Annotated in this window: 15 protein-coding genes and 1 other RNA gene; 13 read left to right on the forward strand and 3 right to left on the reverse strand. The window is 69.0% G+C overall.

Going from position 1 to position 15,578, the window contains the following annotated elements; translation table 11 throughout:
• Positions 1 to 134 precede the first annotated feature (134 nt).
• A complete protein-coding gene (locus AC3ET3_RS19050) occupies positions 135 to 4,511 on the forward strand; it encodes an RICIN domain-containing protein (RefSeq protein WP_435612530.1) in 4,377 nt (1,458 codons plus the stop codon).
• 10 nt (positions 4,512 to 4,521) lie between these two features.
• Positions 4,522 to 4,956: a hypothetical protein gene (locus AC3ET3_RS19055; protein WP_432157340.1), complete on the forward strand. Its 435-nt coding sequence runs from the start codon at positions 4,522 to 4,524 to the stop codon at positions 4,954 to 4,956.
• Between the two features lie 12 nt (positions 4,957 to 4,968).
• Here AC3ET3_RS19055 and AC3ET3_RS19060 read toward each other — a convergent pair whose 3' ends face one another.
• Positions 4,969 to 5,595 (reverse strand): DUF7848 domain-containing protein, encoded by a 627-nt coding sequence (locus tag AC3ET3_RS19060; RefSeq protein ID WP_435612531.1) that lies wholly within the window; start codon positions 5,593 to 5,595, stop codon positions 4,969 to 4,971.
• 113 nt (positions 5,596 to 5,708) lie between these two features.
• Here AC3ET3_RS19060 and AC3ET3_RS19065 point away from each other — a divergent pair, with 113 nt between their 5' ends.
• The 5 genes from AC3ET3_RS19065 (at position 5,709) to AC3ET3_RS19085 (ending at position 9,166) form a co-directional block, all read left to right on the forward strand.
• The gene (locus tag AC3ET3_RS19065; protein ID WP_432157338.1) at positions 5,709 to 6,653 is read left to right on the forward strand and encodes a helix-turn-helix domain-containing protein; all 945 of its coding nucleotides are present in this window, start codon (positions 5,709 to 5,711) and stop codon (positions 6,651 to 6,653) included.
• Complete coding sequence (locus tag AC3ET3_RS19070; RefSeq protein WP_435612549.1) at positions 6,616 to 6,729, forward strand: DUF397 domain-containing protein; 114 nt, start codon at positions 6,616 to 6,618, stop codon at positions 6,727 to 6,729. Before AC3ET3_RS19065 ends, AC3ET3_RS19070 begins: the two co-directional genes overlap by 38 nt.
• Positions 6,726 to 6,920, forward strand: a complete 195-nt coding sequence (locus AC3ET3_RS19075; RefSeq protein WP_435612532.1) for a DUF397 domain-containing protein — start codon at positions 6,726 to 6,728, stop codon at positions 6,918 to 6,920. Before AC3ET3_RS19070 ends, AC3ET3_RS19075 begins: the two co-directional genes overlap by 4 nt.
• 52 nt (positions 6,921 to 6,972) lie before the next feature.
• Positions 6,973 to 8,079 carry a peptide chain release factor 2 gene (gene prfB / locus AC3ET3_RS19080; RefSeq protein WP_432133316.1) on the forward strand — a complete coding sequence of 369 codons (1,107 nt, stop codon included), beginning with the start codon at positions 6,973 to 6,975 and terminating at the stop codon, positions 8,077 to 8,079.
• A gap of 280 nt (positions 8,080 to 8,359) precedes the next feature.
• On the forward strand, positions 8,360 to 9,166 hold the full coding sequence (locus AC3ET3_RS19085; RefSeq protein WP_435612533.1) for a hypothetical protein: 807 nt from the start codon (positions 8,360 to 8,362) through the stop codon (positions 9,164 to 9,166).
• Between the two features lie 124 nt (positions 9,167 to 9,290).
• Here AC3ET3_RS19085 and AC3ET3_RS19090 read toward each other — a convergent pair whose 3' ends face one another.
• The gene (locus AC3ET3_RS19090) at positions 9,291 to 9,476 is read right to left on the reverse strand and encodes a hypothetical protein (protein WP_432133314.1); all 186 of its coding nucleotides are present in this window, start codon (positions 9,474 to 9,476) and stop codon (positions 9,291 to 9,293) included.
• Positions 9,477 to 9,732: 256 nt separating this feature from the next.
• On the opposite strand from AC3ET3_RS19090, the gene ftsE reads away from it, so the two are divergent.
• From ftsE to ssrA, 5 genes are all read left to right on the forward strand, one after another.
• Positions 9,733 to 10,422, forward strand: a complete 690-nt coding sequence (ftsE, locus tag AC3ET3_RS19095) for a cell division ATP-binding protein FtsE (protein ID WP_399134684.1) — start codon at positions 9,733 to 9,735, stop codon at positions 10,420 to 10,422.
• A gap of 61 nt (positions 10,423 to 10,483) precedes the next feature.
• A complete protein-coding gene (gene ftsX / locus AC3ET3_RS19100) occupies positions 10,484 to 11,401 on the forward strand; it encodes a permease-like cell division protein FtsX (protein ID WP_435612534.1) in 918 nt (305 codons plus the stop codon).
• A 67-nt stretch (positions 11,402 to 11,468) separates the two neighbouring features.
• Positions 11,469 to 12,674, forward strand: coding sequence for a S41 family peptidase (locus AC3ET3_RS19105; protein ID WP_432133312.1), 1,206 nt, complete (start codon positions 11,469 to 11,471; stop codon positions 12,672 to 12,674).
• Between the two features lie 195 nt (positions 12,675 to 12,869).
• Positions 12,870 to 13,415 carry an SsrA-binding protein SmpB gene (gene smpB, locus AC3ET3_RS19110; RefSeq protein WP_435612550.1) on the forward strand — a complete coding sequence of 182 codons (546 nt, stop codon included), beginning with the start codon at positions 12,870 to 12,872 and terminating at the stop codon, positions 13,413 to 13,415.
• Positions 13,416 to 13,517: 102 nt separating this feature from the next.
• Positions 13,518 to 13,904, forward strand: a transfer-messenger RNA (tmRNA) gene (ssrA, locus tag AC3ET3_RS19115).
• Positions 13,905 to 13,972: 68 nt separating this feature from the next.
• Here the strand turns inward: ssrA and AC3ET3_RS19120 are convergent.
• Positions 13,973 to 14,842 carry an NmrA/HSCARG family protein gene (locus AC3ET3_RS19120; protein ID WP_432133311.1) on the reverse strand — a complete coding sequence of 290 codons (870 nt, stop codon included), beginning with the start codon at positions 14,840 to 14,842 and terminating at the stop codon, positions 13,973 to 13,975.
• A 127-nt stretch (positions 14,843 to 14,969) separates the two neighbouring features.
• Between AC3ET3_RS19120 and AC3ET3_RS19125 the strand changes: the two genes are divergently transcribed.
• Positions 14,970 to 15,449 carry a MarR family winged helix-turn-helix transcriptional regulator gene (locus tag AC3ET3_RS19125; protein ID WP_432133310.1) on the forward strand — a complete coding sequence of 160 codons (480 nt, stop codon included), beginning with the start codon at positions 14,970 to 14,972 and terminating at the stop codon, positions 15,447 to 15,449.
• Positions 15,450 to 15,578: the final 129 nt, after the last annotated feature.

The following is a 15,578-nucleotide window of genomic DNA, read 5'->3' on the forward strand; positions in this document are numbered from 1 at the left end:
CGAGCAGGTCACGTTCACGAAGGCCTCAAGTCCTCACGTCTCTTGTCTCGTCCACCGTGGCCGTAGCGGTCCTGAGTACCTTGGCGGTCCAGTCCGGACCACGGGAAGGAAACTCGCAGGACGCCACTGTTCCGGTGGCGGACAGCTACGACGGCTACGACGTCAAGGCGGCCGAACAGCTCCGTCTGGACCAGTGCACGGCCGTCGACGCCATCCGCAAGGGCGGACCCAACCTGTCGGCTCTGGGCCGGAACGCCGTCGCGCTTCCGGCCAACCAGCTCCACGAGGCCCTCGGCTGGGACCCGTTCGACGGCGACAGCCCGATACACAGGGCCTTCGACGCGGATGACGACGCCAACTCGGCCTGGCTCAAGAAAATCAATGACACCTCGTACGACATCTCCAGCTCCGTCACCGGACTCGACGACTACCCCGGTGCCCCCGAGGGCGGAGACGAGACCTTCGACCGGATCGGTCTCCTGCCGTGGCTGTACCAGTCGTTCCTGAAGCCGGCCGACATGCTGTCCCTGTTCTACGACCCGTCGCCCCAAGCCGACCGGAAGACCAAGGACGCCGCCGTGGCGGTCGGCGACGCGCTGTACGCGTCGGGCGGGACCTCGCAGGAGCAGGCGGCGTGGAAGCTGTGGAAGAAGAACTCCGGGGAGATCGAACCGAACAAGCTTTTCGTCCCCCGGGTGTTCGCTGACGACGCCCGCATCTTCCTCGCCTCCGGAGGCTTTCCCCGCACCGCTGCTGCAACCGGCACTCCCGAGTTCCGTATCGCGGTGGAGGATCTCAAAGCCCGCTTCGCGTCCTGCAACTGGCATGACCCGATCGACCCGAACCGAGTCCTCGGCAAGGAGGTCGCTGCGGCGTCGGCGGAGTGGCAGCAGGAGATGGCCTCGCAGGCCGACCAGCGGCAGCAGATCCTCGATGCCGGCGCCACCGCTTCGAAGGCGCTGCAGGACGGTACGTTCGCTTTGGGGCAGTTGTTGGGCCAGGCATGGGTCGCCGATTACATCACTCGCTGGAAGGACTACTGGACTGAGGGCGGTCTCGGCTGGATCGGTGACGCGGACCTCGTGATCGAGGCCGCCGCCGACTCCGGGCAGTGCCTCGACGTCCAGGGCGGCAGGAGGAACAACGGCACCCCGGTGCAGCTCCACGCCTGCAACGGGTCGGCGGCTCAGAAGTGGCGGCTTTACCACCACGGCGGTGGCTTCGCCCTCTCCAACGTCAACTCCCAGAAATGCCTCGACGTCGGGGATGGCGGCAGCGCCAACGGGAACAAGGTTCAGATCTGGTCGTGCGACAGCGCGAAGGCGCCTCAGTGGGCCTTCGACGTACGCGCCGTGACCGCGTTGCGCAACGTAGACACAGGCAAGTGCCTGAATTTCGGGGCGCTGGCCGGCGGCCAGCTCGCCGAGCTCTACACCTGCAACAAGACGCAGGGACAACACCTTCGGATCGTCCCGCAGGGACACACTGGCACAGCTCCGTCGGCCGATCAGCTCTTCGGCGCCAACAGAAGACTCATCAAGGCGCGGACGAAGGCAACGGTGCACTTCGTCGCGCTGAAGAATCAGTTGGAGACGGCGAAGGAGGCTGCTGCCACTTCCGACACTGCTGTGCAGGCCGCCTACGCAATCGCCGACAGTAACGGCACGCCCCGCGGCCGGGGGCTGATCGCCGGACAGCAGAAGGCTCAGGTCACCAAGGGCACGGTCGCCGCACTGGAAGCGATGGTGAAGGCCGGCGAGACCGCCCAGGCAGCTGCCAGGGCCTCCGCCGCCGACAGCGAAGCCATCACACAGCGCGCTCGCGCGCAGGCCGCTCAAGTGCGTGCGGAGTTCCGCAGGGAGGCCGCCGAGGAGGCGGAGCGACAGGCCAAGGCCGCCCGTGACGCGGCGAAGCTGCACCGCGACAACGCCCAGAGGGACGCGGCGACGGCGAAAGCGAAGCTGAACGATGCCCTGAAGGCGGAAGCCGACGCGAAGGCGGCTGCCGCAGATGCTCACGCCAAGCGGCTCGCCGCCGAAGCGGAGGAGCAGACGGCCAGGGCCGAGAAGGAAACCGCCGCCGCCAGACAGGCGGAAGCGAACCAGCACAAGCAGAACGCCCAGGCCCAGGCGGCCAAGGCGAACGACGCGAGAGCCAAGGCAGAGGCCGCCGAGAAGACGGCCGCCGAGAAGCGTGACTCCGCGGTCAAGGCCCGCGACCACGCCCAGGCCATGCGCAACGACGCGTGGGACGCCGAGCAGAAGGCCAACGCCGCCCGCGCGAAGGCTGACGCCAAACAGGCGTACGCGGATTCACTCGACGCGGGGGAAGCGGCAGATGCCGCTCGCACGGCCGCGACCGACGCCGACAAACACGCGACCGATGCGGAGAACGCCGCCGTCACAGCGCGTTCCGAGGCGGACGCCGCCACCAGAGCCGCGGCCGAGGCGGACGCCGCCGCCACGAGGGCGGAAGCCGCGGCGAAGCGCGCACGGGCCGACGCGGACGCCGCGAACGCGGCGAAGCTCAGAGCTGATGCCGCTGTCGCGACCGCCACGTCCGCGGCCGCCGACGCGATCACGGCGTCGGAGCACGCCGCCCGGGAGGCCACGACGGCGGTGAAGCTCGCCGACGAGGCGGAGCAGCACGCCAAGGACGCGCAGAAGCAGGCCGACGGGGCCAACGCGGAAGCGGGCAAGGCCCGAGCCGCCGCCGCGAAGGCCGCCGGCTTCGCGTACAGCACCGCCCAGGCGGCGGCGGACGCGTCCACGGCAGCCGCCCAGGTAGCCAAGCCGGCTAACGACGCCATCGAGATCGGCGCTCCGTACGTGGACACCGACGCCGTCGCGGGTCTGGTCGTCCTCACAGGGCAGGGGGCGAAGACGGTCGCCGAACGGCAGCAGGCCGTCGCGCAGGCGCATGCAGCGAATGCCAAGGCCGAGGCAGAGGCGGCGCAGCACCTAGCCGACCAGGCCGCCGGTGACGCGAAGCAGGCGTACGTCCATGCGGCGACCGCAGCGAGTTACGCGGCGACTGCCCGCCAGTATGCCAAGGAAGCCCTCGCCTACTCGGCCGAGGCGGCAGGCTACGCGGCACAAGCCGCCACCAGTCTTGCCCGCGCCGTCGAGTACGACCGTCAGGCAGCAGCGGACGCCGCAGCGGCGGACAAGGCAGCCGGCCGTGCCGAGGGCTACGCCAAGGATGCCCGCGCCTCCGCCGACCAGGCCGCCCTTGATGCTGAGGCCGCCCGCACAGCGGCATCCCAGGCCGAGCAGGCGGCGAAGGACGCCCGTGCTGCGGCGGACCGTGCGGCCACCTTGGCTACCGAGGCCGAGCAGGCTGCGAAGGACGCTGACAAGTACGCCGAGCAAGCGCAGGAAGCGTACGAATCGGCATTGAAGAAGGAGGCCAACCGACAGGTCGCCACAGGAGGGGCCACGGGCGTCGGAGGCGTGTTCTATGTCCTCGACGAGGACACAGCCGAGATGGTCAACGGCAAGCAGATCGGTACATGCCCGTCCAACGCCGTCATTGTCGGTTGCGACGCCAGGTACGAATTCATTCTGGACGTCACCGCCGACTTCTATCTGTGCAGCGACGTGGCTGCTCTAGCCACGGCTGAGGGCTGCCCGAAGGCCGCCTGGACTTACCTGACCACCGAGCGGATCCGGACTGACCCCTTCGAGTGGGACCACCACTTCACGGGCCAGGACATCATCAAGGCCGGATGGCAGGCGTTCTTCGGCGACAAGCTCGGCGCCGTCCTGTTCGAGATCGTCCTTGGTGACGTCTTCGCATGCTGGCACGGCAGCAAGAAGGCGTGCGCCTGGACTGCGGCGATGTTCCTCCCCCTCGAAAAGCCGCTCGGCGCCCTCGCCGACGCTGTCAAGGCCCTCGACGCCGCCGCCAGAACAGGCATCGGCTTCGAAGACGCCTGGAAGGGCTTGCGCGCCCTCAGCCTGTCCGATGAAGCCCTTGCTGGCATCGGAACCAAGGCTCTCAGTGACCTCGAAGAGGCATGCGCGAAGGGGAGTATTCGTACTGCCGCCTTCAGCGTACGTGTCGCAGCTTCCGGTGCGCGCGTCTGCCCCAACTGGGCTCAGCTAGGAGGTCCGGGAAGATGGAGGTGGGAGAGGGAGGCAATGAAGTCTGATGCCCCAGAATTCCTGTACCAGTACGAGGTCACGGGCAAGGTCCCGTATGGTTTCGTGTACAAGGTCCCCGCAAAAACCCCGAGCGGATATGTCAAGTTCGACGGCTTCCAGAACGGAACTCTCATCGATGCCAAATACCAGGGCTTCGGCAAAATCATCGACGACAGTACCGGAAAGTTCAAACCGTTCGTAACGAAGCCGATCAACGAAATGAAGAAGCAGGTCGAAGCAGCAGGGGGTATTCCCGTCGTGTGGTATGTGGCTACACAGAGAGGTGCCACCGCTCTTCAGCATGCGGTCGCCGACCACGGGATCAAGGGGATCAAGATCGTGTACCGGCCCGCCTCATGGCAATAGGGGAACATCCGTGAGCTACCAAGTGTGGATTTACAAGTTCGTCGATGGGGCAGCAGACCCTGTCCCGGTTGACAAGGACAAGGTGCGGGAAGTCCTTGCACCGTACGATGCGGGGGTGCAGGGTCTCACGGTCGACGAGGATGGAAACCTGCAATTCTGGGTCCGTGCTGCCGACGGAAGCTCCGCCGACGTCACCACTGACGAGTACTGCGTTTCCTTCGACCGCCCAACTCGTGGCGAAAGCGGCAGCGTGACAGGCGTCTTCGGCATCGTTGCTGAAGTGGTGAACAGGCTGGGAGCCGTGATTCTCGACCTGAGTGCCGGCAGAGCCTTGTGCCGGGAGGAAGAATTGACTCATCTCCCTTCGGACATGCGGGAGGACGCCGTTGTCATAGAAATGACAGGCGAGCATGTCGAGGCGGCCCTGGTCGGATCCTCGCGCTGACTTCGCCGTTGATCACCGGAAGCCTGGTACCTCTTCCTGAGGTTCCAGCACCGCGTAGTCACCGAAGGTGCGGCGGTAGCGCAGGTGCCGTGTTTGTTGGGAGTGCCTGCGCTGCCACTCCTCCACCTGGGACGGATCGTGGTGTACGCCGGACCCGGCGCCGCAGTCCTTCTCGTCGCCGGAGACGCAGCGGGCCTCGTACTCGGGCATCGCCGCGGGGTCCTGGACGATCGAGTACGGGACGTAGCGGAAGACGCGGCGGGTCCGCGTGGCCGGGTGGGCCTGCTCCTGGTGGCGGCGGATCAGGACGTTCGCGTCCGTCACTGCGCTGGCATCGTGGCGGGCGCGGGCCTCGTCGCGCCGGGCGGCGAGTCCCGCGCACGTCTCGCAGCCGGGGGAGGGGATGGGAGGGCCGGCCGGGTCCTCCTGGCCCGTGCGGCGGTTCGCCGCCCGTACGCCGGCCCGGATCCGCTCCTCCTGCGTGGCCGGGCGGACCCGCGCCGGATCGGCCTCCCACTCCCGGCCGCCGCCGACCGGCCGCAGCATCACGTACGGGCCCGCCTGCCCGCGGTACTCCCCGACCTTCCGCGCCACCGGGTCGAAGACCTGCATACCGGGCTCGAATGCCGTCGTTTCCATCCTGGCTCCACACCTTGCCAATTACTCTGTGTATATCGAGCGTTGCTCAGTGCGGCGTCCGGTCGCAAGGGCGGACGAGTGTCATTGATCGACTGACACAGGGGGGGCGGGGCATGAGCCGACGCAACGCGGACGGGGGCGCCGGGGTCACCACGGCAGCCGTCTTCGGTGAGGTGCTGAAACATTTCCGGGAGGCTGCCGGTCTCACGCAGGGCGCGCTGGCCGCGCAGATCCCGTGCGACCGGTCCCACGTGGCCCGTATCGAGGCGGGCACTCGCGTACCGACGGACACGTTCGCCAAGCAGTGCGATGAGTTGCTGGGCACGGGCGGGGTGTTGGGGCGTCTCTGGGGGAAGATCGACTGGTATCCGGAGGTGCAGCATCCGGACTGGTTCCAGCGGCGGGCTGATATGGATGCGGAGGCGGTGGAGCTGCGTGCGTACCAAGAGCGGGTTGTCCCGGGCCTGCTGCAGACGCCTGACTATGCGTGGACGCTGTTCTCGCGTGTCTTGAGCGATGACCAGGCCGAGGTGCGCGTCCGTGCTCGGCTGAGTCGGCAGCAGCGCTTCTTGTCCGGCGACGGTCCGCTGTACGTCGTGCTGCTGGACGAGAGCTGCCTGCGCAACATGGTGGGAAGCGCAACAGTCATGTGGGACCAGTACGCACACCTGCTGGAGGCCGGGCGATGCCCCAACATCTGCATCCAAGTGGTTCCGCCGGATGCCCCGGACATCCGGCGCCCCAACGGCTCCATGTCGCTGATCACGCTGCCGAAGGGTGAGCGCTGGGTCTACTCGGAGTCGCTCGACCGTGGCCACTTCAACAACGATCCGGCCGTCTACCTGCGTCACCTCCGGGCCTATGATGTGCTCAGGGCGGACGCTCTGTCAGCCCGCGATTCCGCCGCTCTGATCAGTGACGCAATGGAGAGGTGCGAGCATCATGAACAGGCCCGGACTCGGCGCGGCGACCTGGATCAAGAGCAGCTACAGCGGGGACAACGGCGGCGACTGCATCGAAATCGCCCCCGGTATCCCCGGCGTCGTCCCCGTCCGTGACAGCAAGTGTCCCGACGGCCCGGTGCTCGTTGTTGGCCGGTCGGCATGGTTGGCGTTCGTTCGGGCCGCTCGGTGAACAGGCCCGAGCGCGGCGCGGCGACCTGGATCAAGAGCAGCTACAGCGGGGACAACGGCGGCAACTGCGTCGAAATCGCCCCCGCTATCCCCGGCGTCGTCCCCGTCCGTGACAGTAAGAATCCCGGCGGCCCGGTGCTGACCGTCAGCCGCGCGGCCTGGGTCGCGTTCGTGGCGCGTTACGGAGCGTGACCGAGGGCGACGTCGGGGCACGCCGGTTGGCGGAGCCGTTACGCTGGGAGGCGTGGCAGTCGTCGATGTATCCGAAGAGCTCAAGTCCCTCTCCTCGACCATGGAGTCGATCGAGGCCGTTCTGGACCTCGACAAGCTGAGGGCAGATATCGCCGTGCTCGAGGAGCAGGCGGCCGCGCCGTCCCTGTGGGACAACCCGGACGAGGCGCAGAAGATCACCAGCAAGCTGTCCCACCTCCAGGCCGAGGTGAGGAAGGCCGAGGCCCTGCGCTCGCGGATCGACGATCTCGCCGTGCTCTTCGAGATGGCCGAGGAGGAGGACGACCCGGACACCCGTGCCGAGGCCGAGTCCGAGCTGGCCGCCGTGAAGAAGGCGCTGGACGAGATGGAGGTCCGGACCCTGCTGAGCGGTGAGTACGACTCCCGCGAGGCGCTCGTCAACATCCGCGCCGAGGCCGGTGGCGTGGACGCCGCCGACTTCGCCGAGAAGCTGCAGCGGATGTACCTGCGGTGGGCGGAGCAGAAGGGCTACAAGACCGAGCTGATCGAGACGTCGTACGCGGAGGAGGCCGGCATCAAGTCGACCACCTTCTCCGTGCAGGTGCCGTACGCCTACGGCACGCTGTCCGTGGAGCAGGGGACGCACCGGCTCGTCCGCATCTCGCCGTTCGACAACCAGGGGCGGCGGCAGACCTCATTCGCGGGTGTCGAGGTGCTGCCCGTGGTGGAGCAGTCCGACCACGTCGAGATCGACGAGTCCGAGCTGCGCATCGACGTCTACCGGTCCTCCGGGCCGGGCGGTCAGGGCGTCAACACGACCGACTCCGCCGTGCGCATCACCCACCTGCCCACCGGCATCGTCGTCTCCTGCCAGAACGAGCGGTCGCAGATCCAGAACAAGGCCACCGCGATGAACGTCCTCCAGGCCAAGCTGCTGGAGCGGCGCCGCCAGGAGGAGCAGGCCAAGATGGACGCCCTCAAGGGCGACGGCGGCAACTCCTGGGGCAACCAGATGCGGTCGTACGTCCTGCACCCGTACCAGATGGTCAAGGACCTGCGGACCGAGTTCGAGGTCGGCAACCCCGAGGCCGTCTTCAACGGCGAGATCGACGGCTTCCTGGAGGCCGGCATTCGCTGGCGCAAGCAGCAAGAGAAGTAGCTTTGTCGACATGGCAACCGCCCCCAACTCGGGGGCGGTTGTTGTGTGTCTGGGTTTTACATCACACTCACAGGCCGGAGATCCGGCATAGTGACCGGACCTGGACATTGCGCACGCAACGGCCTTGACGATCCTTTGAAAACTCGGAAGGGTGAAGGCTGGCATGCGTATCTCTGGGGCGCATGTGAACCGGGGGGATTCGCTTCATCTCAGCTACCTCCGTTGATCACGGCCCCGAGCGCTGCCTCTTCGACGAACAGCTACTGGGGGTAGCAACCATATGACCAAGAAGACGCGGATCCGGGTCGCGCGCATCGCCGCCGGCGCCGTGATCGCCGCGGGTGCCTCGCTGACCGTGGCCGGCGTGGCCCAGGCCGTCGACGGCAACGAGGGTGGCGAGAGCGGGCTTGTCTCCACCCTGGACGGCGAAGAGCCCGGCGATGTCTGCGAGCTCTTCCCGACCAACCCTGAGTGCACGGACGACGGCGAGAACCCGGACAACCCGGGTGGTGAGAACCCCGACAACCCGGGTGGTGAGAACCCGGACAACCCCGGTGGTGAGAACCCCGACAACCCGGGCGGTGAGAACCCCGACAACCCGGGTGGTGAGAACCCGGACAACCCCGGTGGTGAGAACCCCGACAACCCGGGCGGTGAGAACCCCGACAACCCGGGTGGCGGTTCCGGCAACGGCGGCAACGGCAACGGCAACGGCAACGGCGGCAACGGCAACGGCGGCTCTGGCAACGGCGGCTCGGACAACGCCAACGGCGGCGGTTCCGGCAACGCCAGCGGCGGCTCGAACAGCAACTCCGGCGGTGGCAACTCCAACACCGACACCAACGGCGGCGGCAACGACAACTCCGCCCAGGAGGCCGGTACCTCCGCGCTGACCGACACCTCCGAGACCTCGGGCTCGGGCGGCGGCTCCTCCAACACCAACGCCCAGGGCGGTGGCAAGGAGCTCGCCGAGACCGGTGCCGGTGAGACCACCTTCCTGATCATCGGTGCCGCCACCATGATCGCCGGTGGCGTCGGCTTCCGTGTCCTCCCGCGCCTCGCCGCGGGCCGGGGTGCCGCCGCCTGACGGTCGACGTACCGTAGGCGGTCCCTTACGGGACGTAGACGCGCCTCAGTGTGAAAGACATGAAAGAAGAGGCCCGGAGCAGCCGGCTCCGGGCCTCTTCAGCGCTCTTGCGTGGCCGTGGGCGTCACACGTGCGCCAGCAGGGCCACCGCCGCCACCAGCACCGCCAGCAGCGCGATCAGGGCCATCGGGTTCAGCCCCGCGAAGAAATTCTCCTGCTGCAGCCGCTCGCGGTTCGCACGGCACACCGGGCACCGGCCCTCGCTCACGGGCGCCGCGCAGTTCGCGCACACCAACCGGTCGTACGTCATGCGCCTCGCCCTCCTCGCACCGGTTCTGCTCCGTACAACGCCGACGGAAACCCGAACGTTCCCCTACCACTGTGCCAGGTTCCCGCGGAGCGTGCGCGGGGCCTCGGTCAAGGGGGCGAGGGGCCTTCCTCACCCCGGACGGGTACCCCGCCGACAAATGCGCACAACCCGCCCCCAACCCCGTACGGCGCCTGCGCTCGCGTGCCCAGGTCGCGTATGGTCACGCCATCTACCCCCGGCGACCCGTGGTGCACCCGTGATCCGATTCGACAACGTCTCCAAGGTCTACCCCAAGCAGACCCGTCCAGCCCTCAGGGATGTCTCCCTGGAGGTCGAGAAGGGCGAGTTCGTGTTCCTCGTCGGGTCCTCCGGCTCCGGAAAGTCCACCTTCCTGCGGCTGGTCCTCCGCGAGGAGCGGGCCAGTCACGGGCAGGTGCACGTCCTGGGCAAGGACCTCGCCCGCCTCTCCAACTGGAAGGTGCCGCAGATGCGCCGCCAGCTGGGGACCGTCTTCCAGGACTTCCGGCTGCTGCCGAACAAGACGGTCGGCGAGAACGTCGCCTTCGCGCAGGAGGTCATCGGCAAGTCCCGCGGTGAGATCCGCAAGTCCGTGCCCCAGGTCCTCGACCTCGTCGGGCTCGGCGGCAAGGAGGACCGGATGCCGGGCGAGCTCTCCGGTGGTGAGCAGCAGCGTGTCGCCATCGCGCGGGCCTTCGTCAACCGGCCGAAGCTGCTGATCTGCGACGAGCCGACCGGCAACCTCGACCCGCAGACCTCCGTCGGCATCATGAAGCTGCTGGACCGGATCAACCGGACCGGCACCACCGTGGTGATGGCGACGCACGACCAGAACATCGTGGACCAGATGCGCAAGCGCGTCATCGAGCTGGAGAAGGGCCGTCTCGTGCGTGACCAGGCGCGCGGCGTCTACGGCTACCAGCACTGAGACCGCCCGCCCCCCTCCCGCACCTGTGCACCTGTTCCACGGAAAGGCTTGATCCGTCGCCATGCGCGCCCAGTTCGTACTGTCCGAGATCGGTGTCGGTCTCCGCCGCAACCTGACGATGACGTTCGCCGTCATCGTCTCCGTGGCCCTGTCCCTGGCGCTCTTCGGTGGGTCGCTGCTGATGAGCGACCAGGTCAGCACCATGAAGGGCTACTGGTACGACAAGGTCAACGTCTCGATCTTCCTCTGCAACAAGAGCGACGCCGCGTCCGACCCGAACTGTGCCAAGGGCGCCGTCACCGAGGACCAGAAGAAGGAGATCCTCGGTGACCTGAAGAAGATGACGGTCGTCGACACGGTCTCCTACGAGTCGCAGGACGAGGCCTACAAGCACTACAAGGAGCAGTTCGGCGACTCCCCGCTGGCCGCCTCCCTCACCCCGGACCAGATGCAGGAGTCGTACCGGGTCAAGCTGAAGGACCCGGAGAAGTACCAGGTCATCGCGACCGCCTTCGACGGGCGCGAGGGCGTGCAGTCGGTGCAGGACCAGAAGGGCATCCTGGACAACCTCTTCCAGCTGCTCAACGGCATGAACTGGGCCGCGCGCGCGGTGATGGCCCTGATGCTCGTCGTGGCGCTCATGCTGATCGTCAACACGGTGCGCGTCTCGGCGTTCAGCCGCAGGCGTGAAACCGGGATCATGCGCCTGGTCGGTGCCTCGGGCTTCTACATCCAGGCACCGTTCATCGCCGAGGCCGCGGTCGCCGGCCTCATCGGCGGCACCGTCGCCTGCGGATTCCTGGTGATCGCACGGTACTTCATCATCGATCACGGACTCGCGCTGTCGGACAAGCTGACGCTGATCAACTTCATCGGCTGGGACGCGGTGCTGAAGTACCTGCCCCTCATCCTGATGACCAGTCTCCTGATGCCCGCCCTGGCAGCGTTCTTCGCGCTGCGCAAGTACCTCAAGGTGTGACGCTTGCCAAGAGGGCCGTACGGGCAAGTCGCCGTACGGCCCTTTTCGTTCCCCTAGACTCACCGCCATGTCAGGTCGTGACCTGTTCTGCCAGCCCCGCCGTCTCGGCCGCGGGGCTCTCCTGACGTTGGTGTTCGCCGGGGTGCTGGCGGCCGGGGCGGCCACCGGGTCGCTGCCGGGGGACACCGGGCAGGGCCGGGACGCGGCGGAGGGCGAGGCGCGGCAGGCGGCCGCGCCGACCGCGCGGCACGCCGAGGTCGCCGAGGCCGCCGCCGAGGCGCTGGCCGACGGGAAGTCGCCCGCCGAGGCCGCCGAGCGGGCCGTCAGCCGCAGCGGGGACCGGTGGGGTGCGGTGTACTCCGAGGGCGAGTACGAGGAGTTCGAGCAGGCGCTGGACGGGCGCTACACCGGCGTCGGGCTGTGGACCCGCCAGGAGGGCGACGGACGGATCGAGGTGATCCGGGTGAGCGGCGGGTCGCCCGCGGCGCAGGCCGGGCTGCGCGCCGGGGACCGCCTGGTCAGCGTCGACGGCCGCAAGGTCGACGGGCTGCCCGTCACGGAGGTCGTCTCCCTGCTGCGCGGCGACGCCACCGAGGCGGGCGCCGGTACGGCCGTCACCCTCGGTGTGCAGCGCGGCACGCGCGCGTGGCGCGAGACGCTGCGCCGGGCCAGCCTGTCCACCGAGTCCGTCACGGTGCGGCAGCTCGCCGACGGGGTCACCGTGATCCGGCTCGGCGCGTTCACCAAGGGCGTCGGCAGGACCGTACGGACCGCCGTGCGCGAGGCACCGGCCGGCGCCGGGATCGTGCTCGACCTGCGCGGCAACTCGGGGGGCCTGGTCACCGAGGCCGTCACCGCGGCGTCCGCCTTCCTGGACGGCGGGCTGGTCGCCACCTACGACGTCGACGGCGACCAGCGCGCCCTGCACGCCGACACCGGCGGCGACACCGACCGGCCCCTGGTCACGCTGGTCGACGGCGGCACCATGAGCGCGGCCGAGCTGCTCACCGGCGCGCTGCAGGACCGGGGCCGCGCGGTCGTCGTGGGGTCGCGGACCTTCGGCAAGGGCTCGGTGCAGATGCCGAGCCGGCTGCCCGACGGCTCCGTGGCGGAGCTGACCGTCGGCCACTACCGCACCCCGTCCGGCCGGGCGGTCGACGGCAGGGGCATCACCCCCGACCTGGACACGGACGGGTCGGACACGGCGGCGCTGCGGCAGGCGCGGACGGTGCTCAGCGGGCTGGGCGGCAAGGCCGCGGAATCCGCCCGCTGAGCCGGCCGAGCGGCCGTTGAGCGGCCGTTGAGCACCCGCTGAGCAGCCGTTGAGTGACTGCCGGGCGGCCGGTGGGCGGCCGGTGGGTGACGGGTGAGCGGCTGCCGAGCGGCCGTCGCCGCCGCCGAGCCCGTTAATCGGCTTCCCGCCGACCCCCTGCCTGGTGCCAAAATGGACGGCACTATGAGCAAGGGAATGTACGTACCCAAGGAGTCCCAGCCCAAGCAGGGCGGCGGGACGGCCGCGAAGGCCAAGGACGGCGAGAAGGGCGGCGGCCGCAAGATCGTCGCGCAGAACAAGAAGGCGCGGCACGACTACGCGATCATCGACACCTACGAGGCCGGTCTGGTGCTCACCGGGACCGAGGTGAAGTCGCTGCGGCAGGGCCGGGCGTCGCTGGCCGACGGGTTCGTCCAGGTGGACGGGGGTGAGGCGTGGCTGTTCAACGCGCACATCCCCGAGTACAGCCAGGGCAGCTGGACCAACCACTCCGCGCGCCGCAAGCGCAAGCTGCTGCTGCACCGCGAGGAGATCGACAAGCTGGCGGTCAAGGCGGAGGAGACGGGTCACACCATCGTGCCGCTCGCCCTGTACTTCAAGGACGGCCGGGCGAAGGCCGAGATCGGGCTCGCGCGCGGCAAGAAGGAGTACGACAAGCGGCAGACGCTGCGCGAGCAGCAGGACCGGCGCGAGGCGGCCCGCGCGATCGCGGCGGCGAAGCGCAGGCAGCGGGGCGCGTAGCGGGGGCGGGCCGGCCGGGGAATACGCTGGCATCGGCCCGCGTTGGTCACGTACGATGGCACCTGCACCTCACAGCGGGTGCGCGGTTTGAAAAAACAACATGGGGATGATCGGTTTCGACAGCGGATGTCGAAGCAGGGGAAGCGTGTCGAGGAAGCGGCCATGATCTCGTAAACCACAGGCCGAAACCAATAATCGCCAACACCAAGCGCGATTCCTCCTCGTTCGCCCTCGCTGCCTAATCAGCAGCTGAGCGAACTCTCATAGGAGTGTCAGCCCGGGGCTGTTCCCGACCCGGATCCTGGCATCAGCTAGGGGACTAAACCTTGATCCCGGTCACGGGGTGAAGAGGGAAACCAAACAGTGACTGGGCCCGTCGGCGACTTGTTCGCGTGATCGCCGGGGCCGAGAAAAGCACAGCGAACTGCACACGGAGAAGCCCTGGTTCCGCACCGTTGGACGCGGGTTCGATTCCCGCCATCTCCACAATCTCCATGTAGCCGAGGGCCCGGTGGTCGCACAGACCGCCGGGCCCTCGGCGTTGTCCGGGCGCCCGCTCACCGGGGGCCCAGCAGCGCCGGCCAGTCCTGCCGGCTGGCCCAGTCGTCGAAGCCGTGCCAGCGGACCTCGGGATGGGCGCGGCGCAGTCCGGCGACATCGACGTCGAGGCCGGCGGTGGTGAAGTACGCGAACATGGCGGCCAGATCCTCGGAATGGCCGCGGACCTCCCGCAGGGGCACCTCCCGGTGGACGACCGGGCGGCCGGTGGTGGCGGTCAGCACCTCTGCCATCTGCCGGGGTGTGCGGGTGTCGGAGGCGATGTCGATGCGGCGGCCGGTGAACTCGGCGCGGCGGCGCAGGGCGAGCGCGGCGAACGCGCCGATGTCGGCGGCCGGGATCAGGGTGAGGGGCAGGTCGGCGGGCATCGGCCAGGCGAAGGTGCCCTCGCGCAGCTCTGCGAGGGCCCAGCCGGAGGCGTAGTTGTCCATGAAGGCGGCGGGGGCGATCACGGTCCAGGGCACGCCGGACGCGCACAGGTACCGCTCGACGGCGTGCTTGCTGTCGTAGTGCGGGACGCCGGTGCCGCGGTCGGCGTGGGCGGCGGAGGTGAGGACGACATGGCCGAGGCGGGCGGCCGCCGCGGCGTCGACGAGGGTCATGCCCTGGCGTGTCTCGGTGGCGGTGTCGGTGCCGAAGGGGGTGGTGACCGCGAACAACGCGTCCGCGCCGGTGAGGGCGGCGTCGAGGGAGGCGCGGTCGTCGAAGTCGGCGTGCCGGACGTCGGCGCCGAGGCCGCGCAGGGCGTCGGCGGCGGGGGAGCCGGGGTGGCGGGTCAGGGCGCGGACCCGGTGGCCGGCGGCCAGCAGGGCGCGGGCGGTGGCTCCGCCCTGGGCGCCGGTGGCTCCGGTGACGGCGACGGTGGGCATGAGGTCTCCTGGGAGGACGGTCCCCGGTGGGACGTTAGAATTACTGCGTAACGCATTAGCTGCGTCGCGCAGCAGAATAGCCCGGGATTGCTGCGCCGCGCAGCGAATTAGGAGGGTGAGCCGTCCCGTGACCGATCCGTGCCGAGCCCGGCTGCACGAGGAGCTGTCCAAGGAGTCACGCCGCTATCTCGCGGTGTGCGTCCTGTTCAACCAGGCCGTCGCCGACCACCTGGGGCTCCATCCGACCGACGTCCAGGCCCTGAGCCTGCTGACCGCCGAGCCCGCACCCCTCACCGTGCGGCAGATCGCCGACCTGACCGGCCTCACCACCGGCTCCGCCACCCGCCTGGTCGACCGCCTCGAACGCGACGGCTACGTCTCCCGCACCCCCGACCCGCACGACCGCCGCCGGGTCCTGGTCACCCCCGTGCCCGCCCGCCTCGCCCGGGTCGCCGCGCTCTGGGACGACCTGGGCCGCACCTGGCAGCTCCTCACCGACGACCACACCGACGACGAACTCGAGGTCGTCATCCGCCACTTCCGCAAGGCGAACGCCCTCAGCCGCACCCAGCTCGCCCACCTGCGCTCCCGGCCGCGGCCGGAGTGACGTGCCGACGGGGGTGGGGCGTCCGGGGGGCACCCCGGCCCGCTGCGGCCACATCGGTGATCTTGACCAGCAGTCCCACCGCCAGCAGTCCCACCGCCATGCCCTCGGCGAACCGGGGGGTGCTGCGCG

Source organism: Streptomyces sp. bgisy159, assembly GCF_057707805.1.

What these genes read in the sequence shown, in the direction of transcription:
- AC3ET3_RS19090 (WP_432133314.1), bottom strand. Translation starts at nt 9,476, where the DNA reads ATGACGTACGACCGGTTGGTGTGCGCGAACTGCGCGGCGCCCGTGAGC.
- AC3ET3_RS19105 (WP_432133312.1), top strand. Translation starts at nt 11,469, where the DNA reads ATGTCAGGTCGTGACCTGTTCTGCCAGCCCCGCCGTCTCGGCCGCGGG.
- AC3ET3_RS19065 (WP_432157338.1), top strand. Translation starts at nt 5,709, where the DNA reads ATGAGCCGACGCAACGCGGACGGGGGCGCCGGGGTCACCACGGCAGCC.
- AC3ET3_RS19120 (WP_432133311.1), bottom strand. Translation starts at nt 14,842, where the DNA reads ATGCCCACCGTCGCCGTCACCGGAGCCACCGGCGCCCAGGGCGGAGCC.
- AC3ET3_RS19085 (WP_435612533.1), top strand. Translation starts at nt 8,360, where the DNA reads ATGACCAAGAAGACGCGGATCCGGGTCGCGCGCATCGCCGCCGGCGCC.
- ftsX (WP_435612534.1), top strand. Translation starts at nt 10,484, where the DNA reads ATGCGCGCCCAGTTCGTACTGTCCGAGATCGGTGTCGGTCTCCGCCGC.
- AC3ET3_RS19060 (WP_435612531.1), bottom strand. Translation starts at nt 5,595, where the DNA reads ATGGAAACGACGGCATTCGAGCCCGGTATGCAGGTCTTCGACCCGGTG.
- smpB (WP_435612550.1), top strand. Translation starts at nt 12,870, where the DNA reads ATGTACGTACCCAAGGAGTCCCAGCCCAAGCAGGGCGGCGGGACGGCC.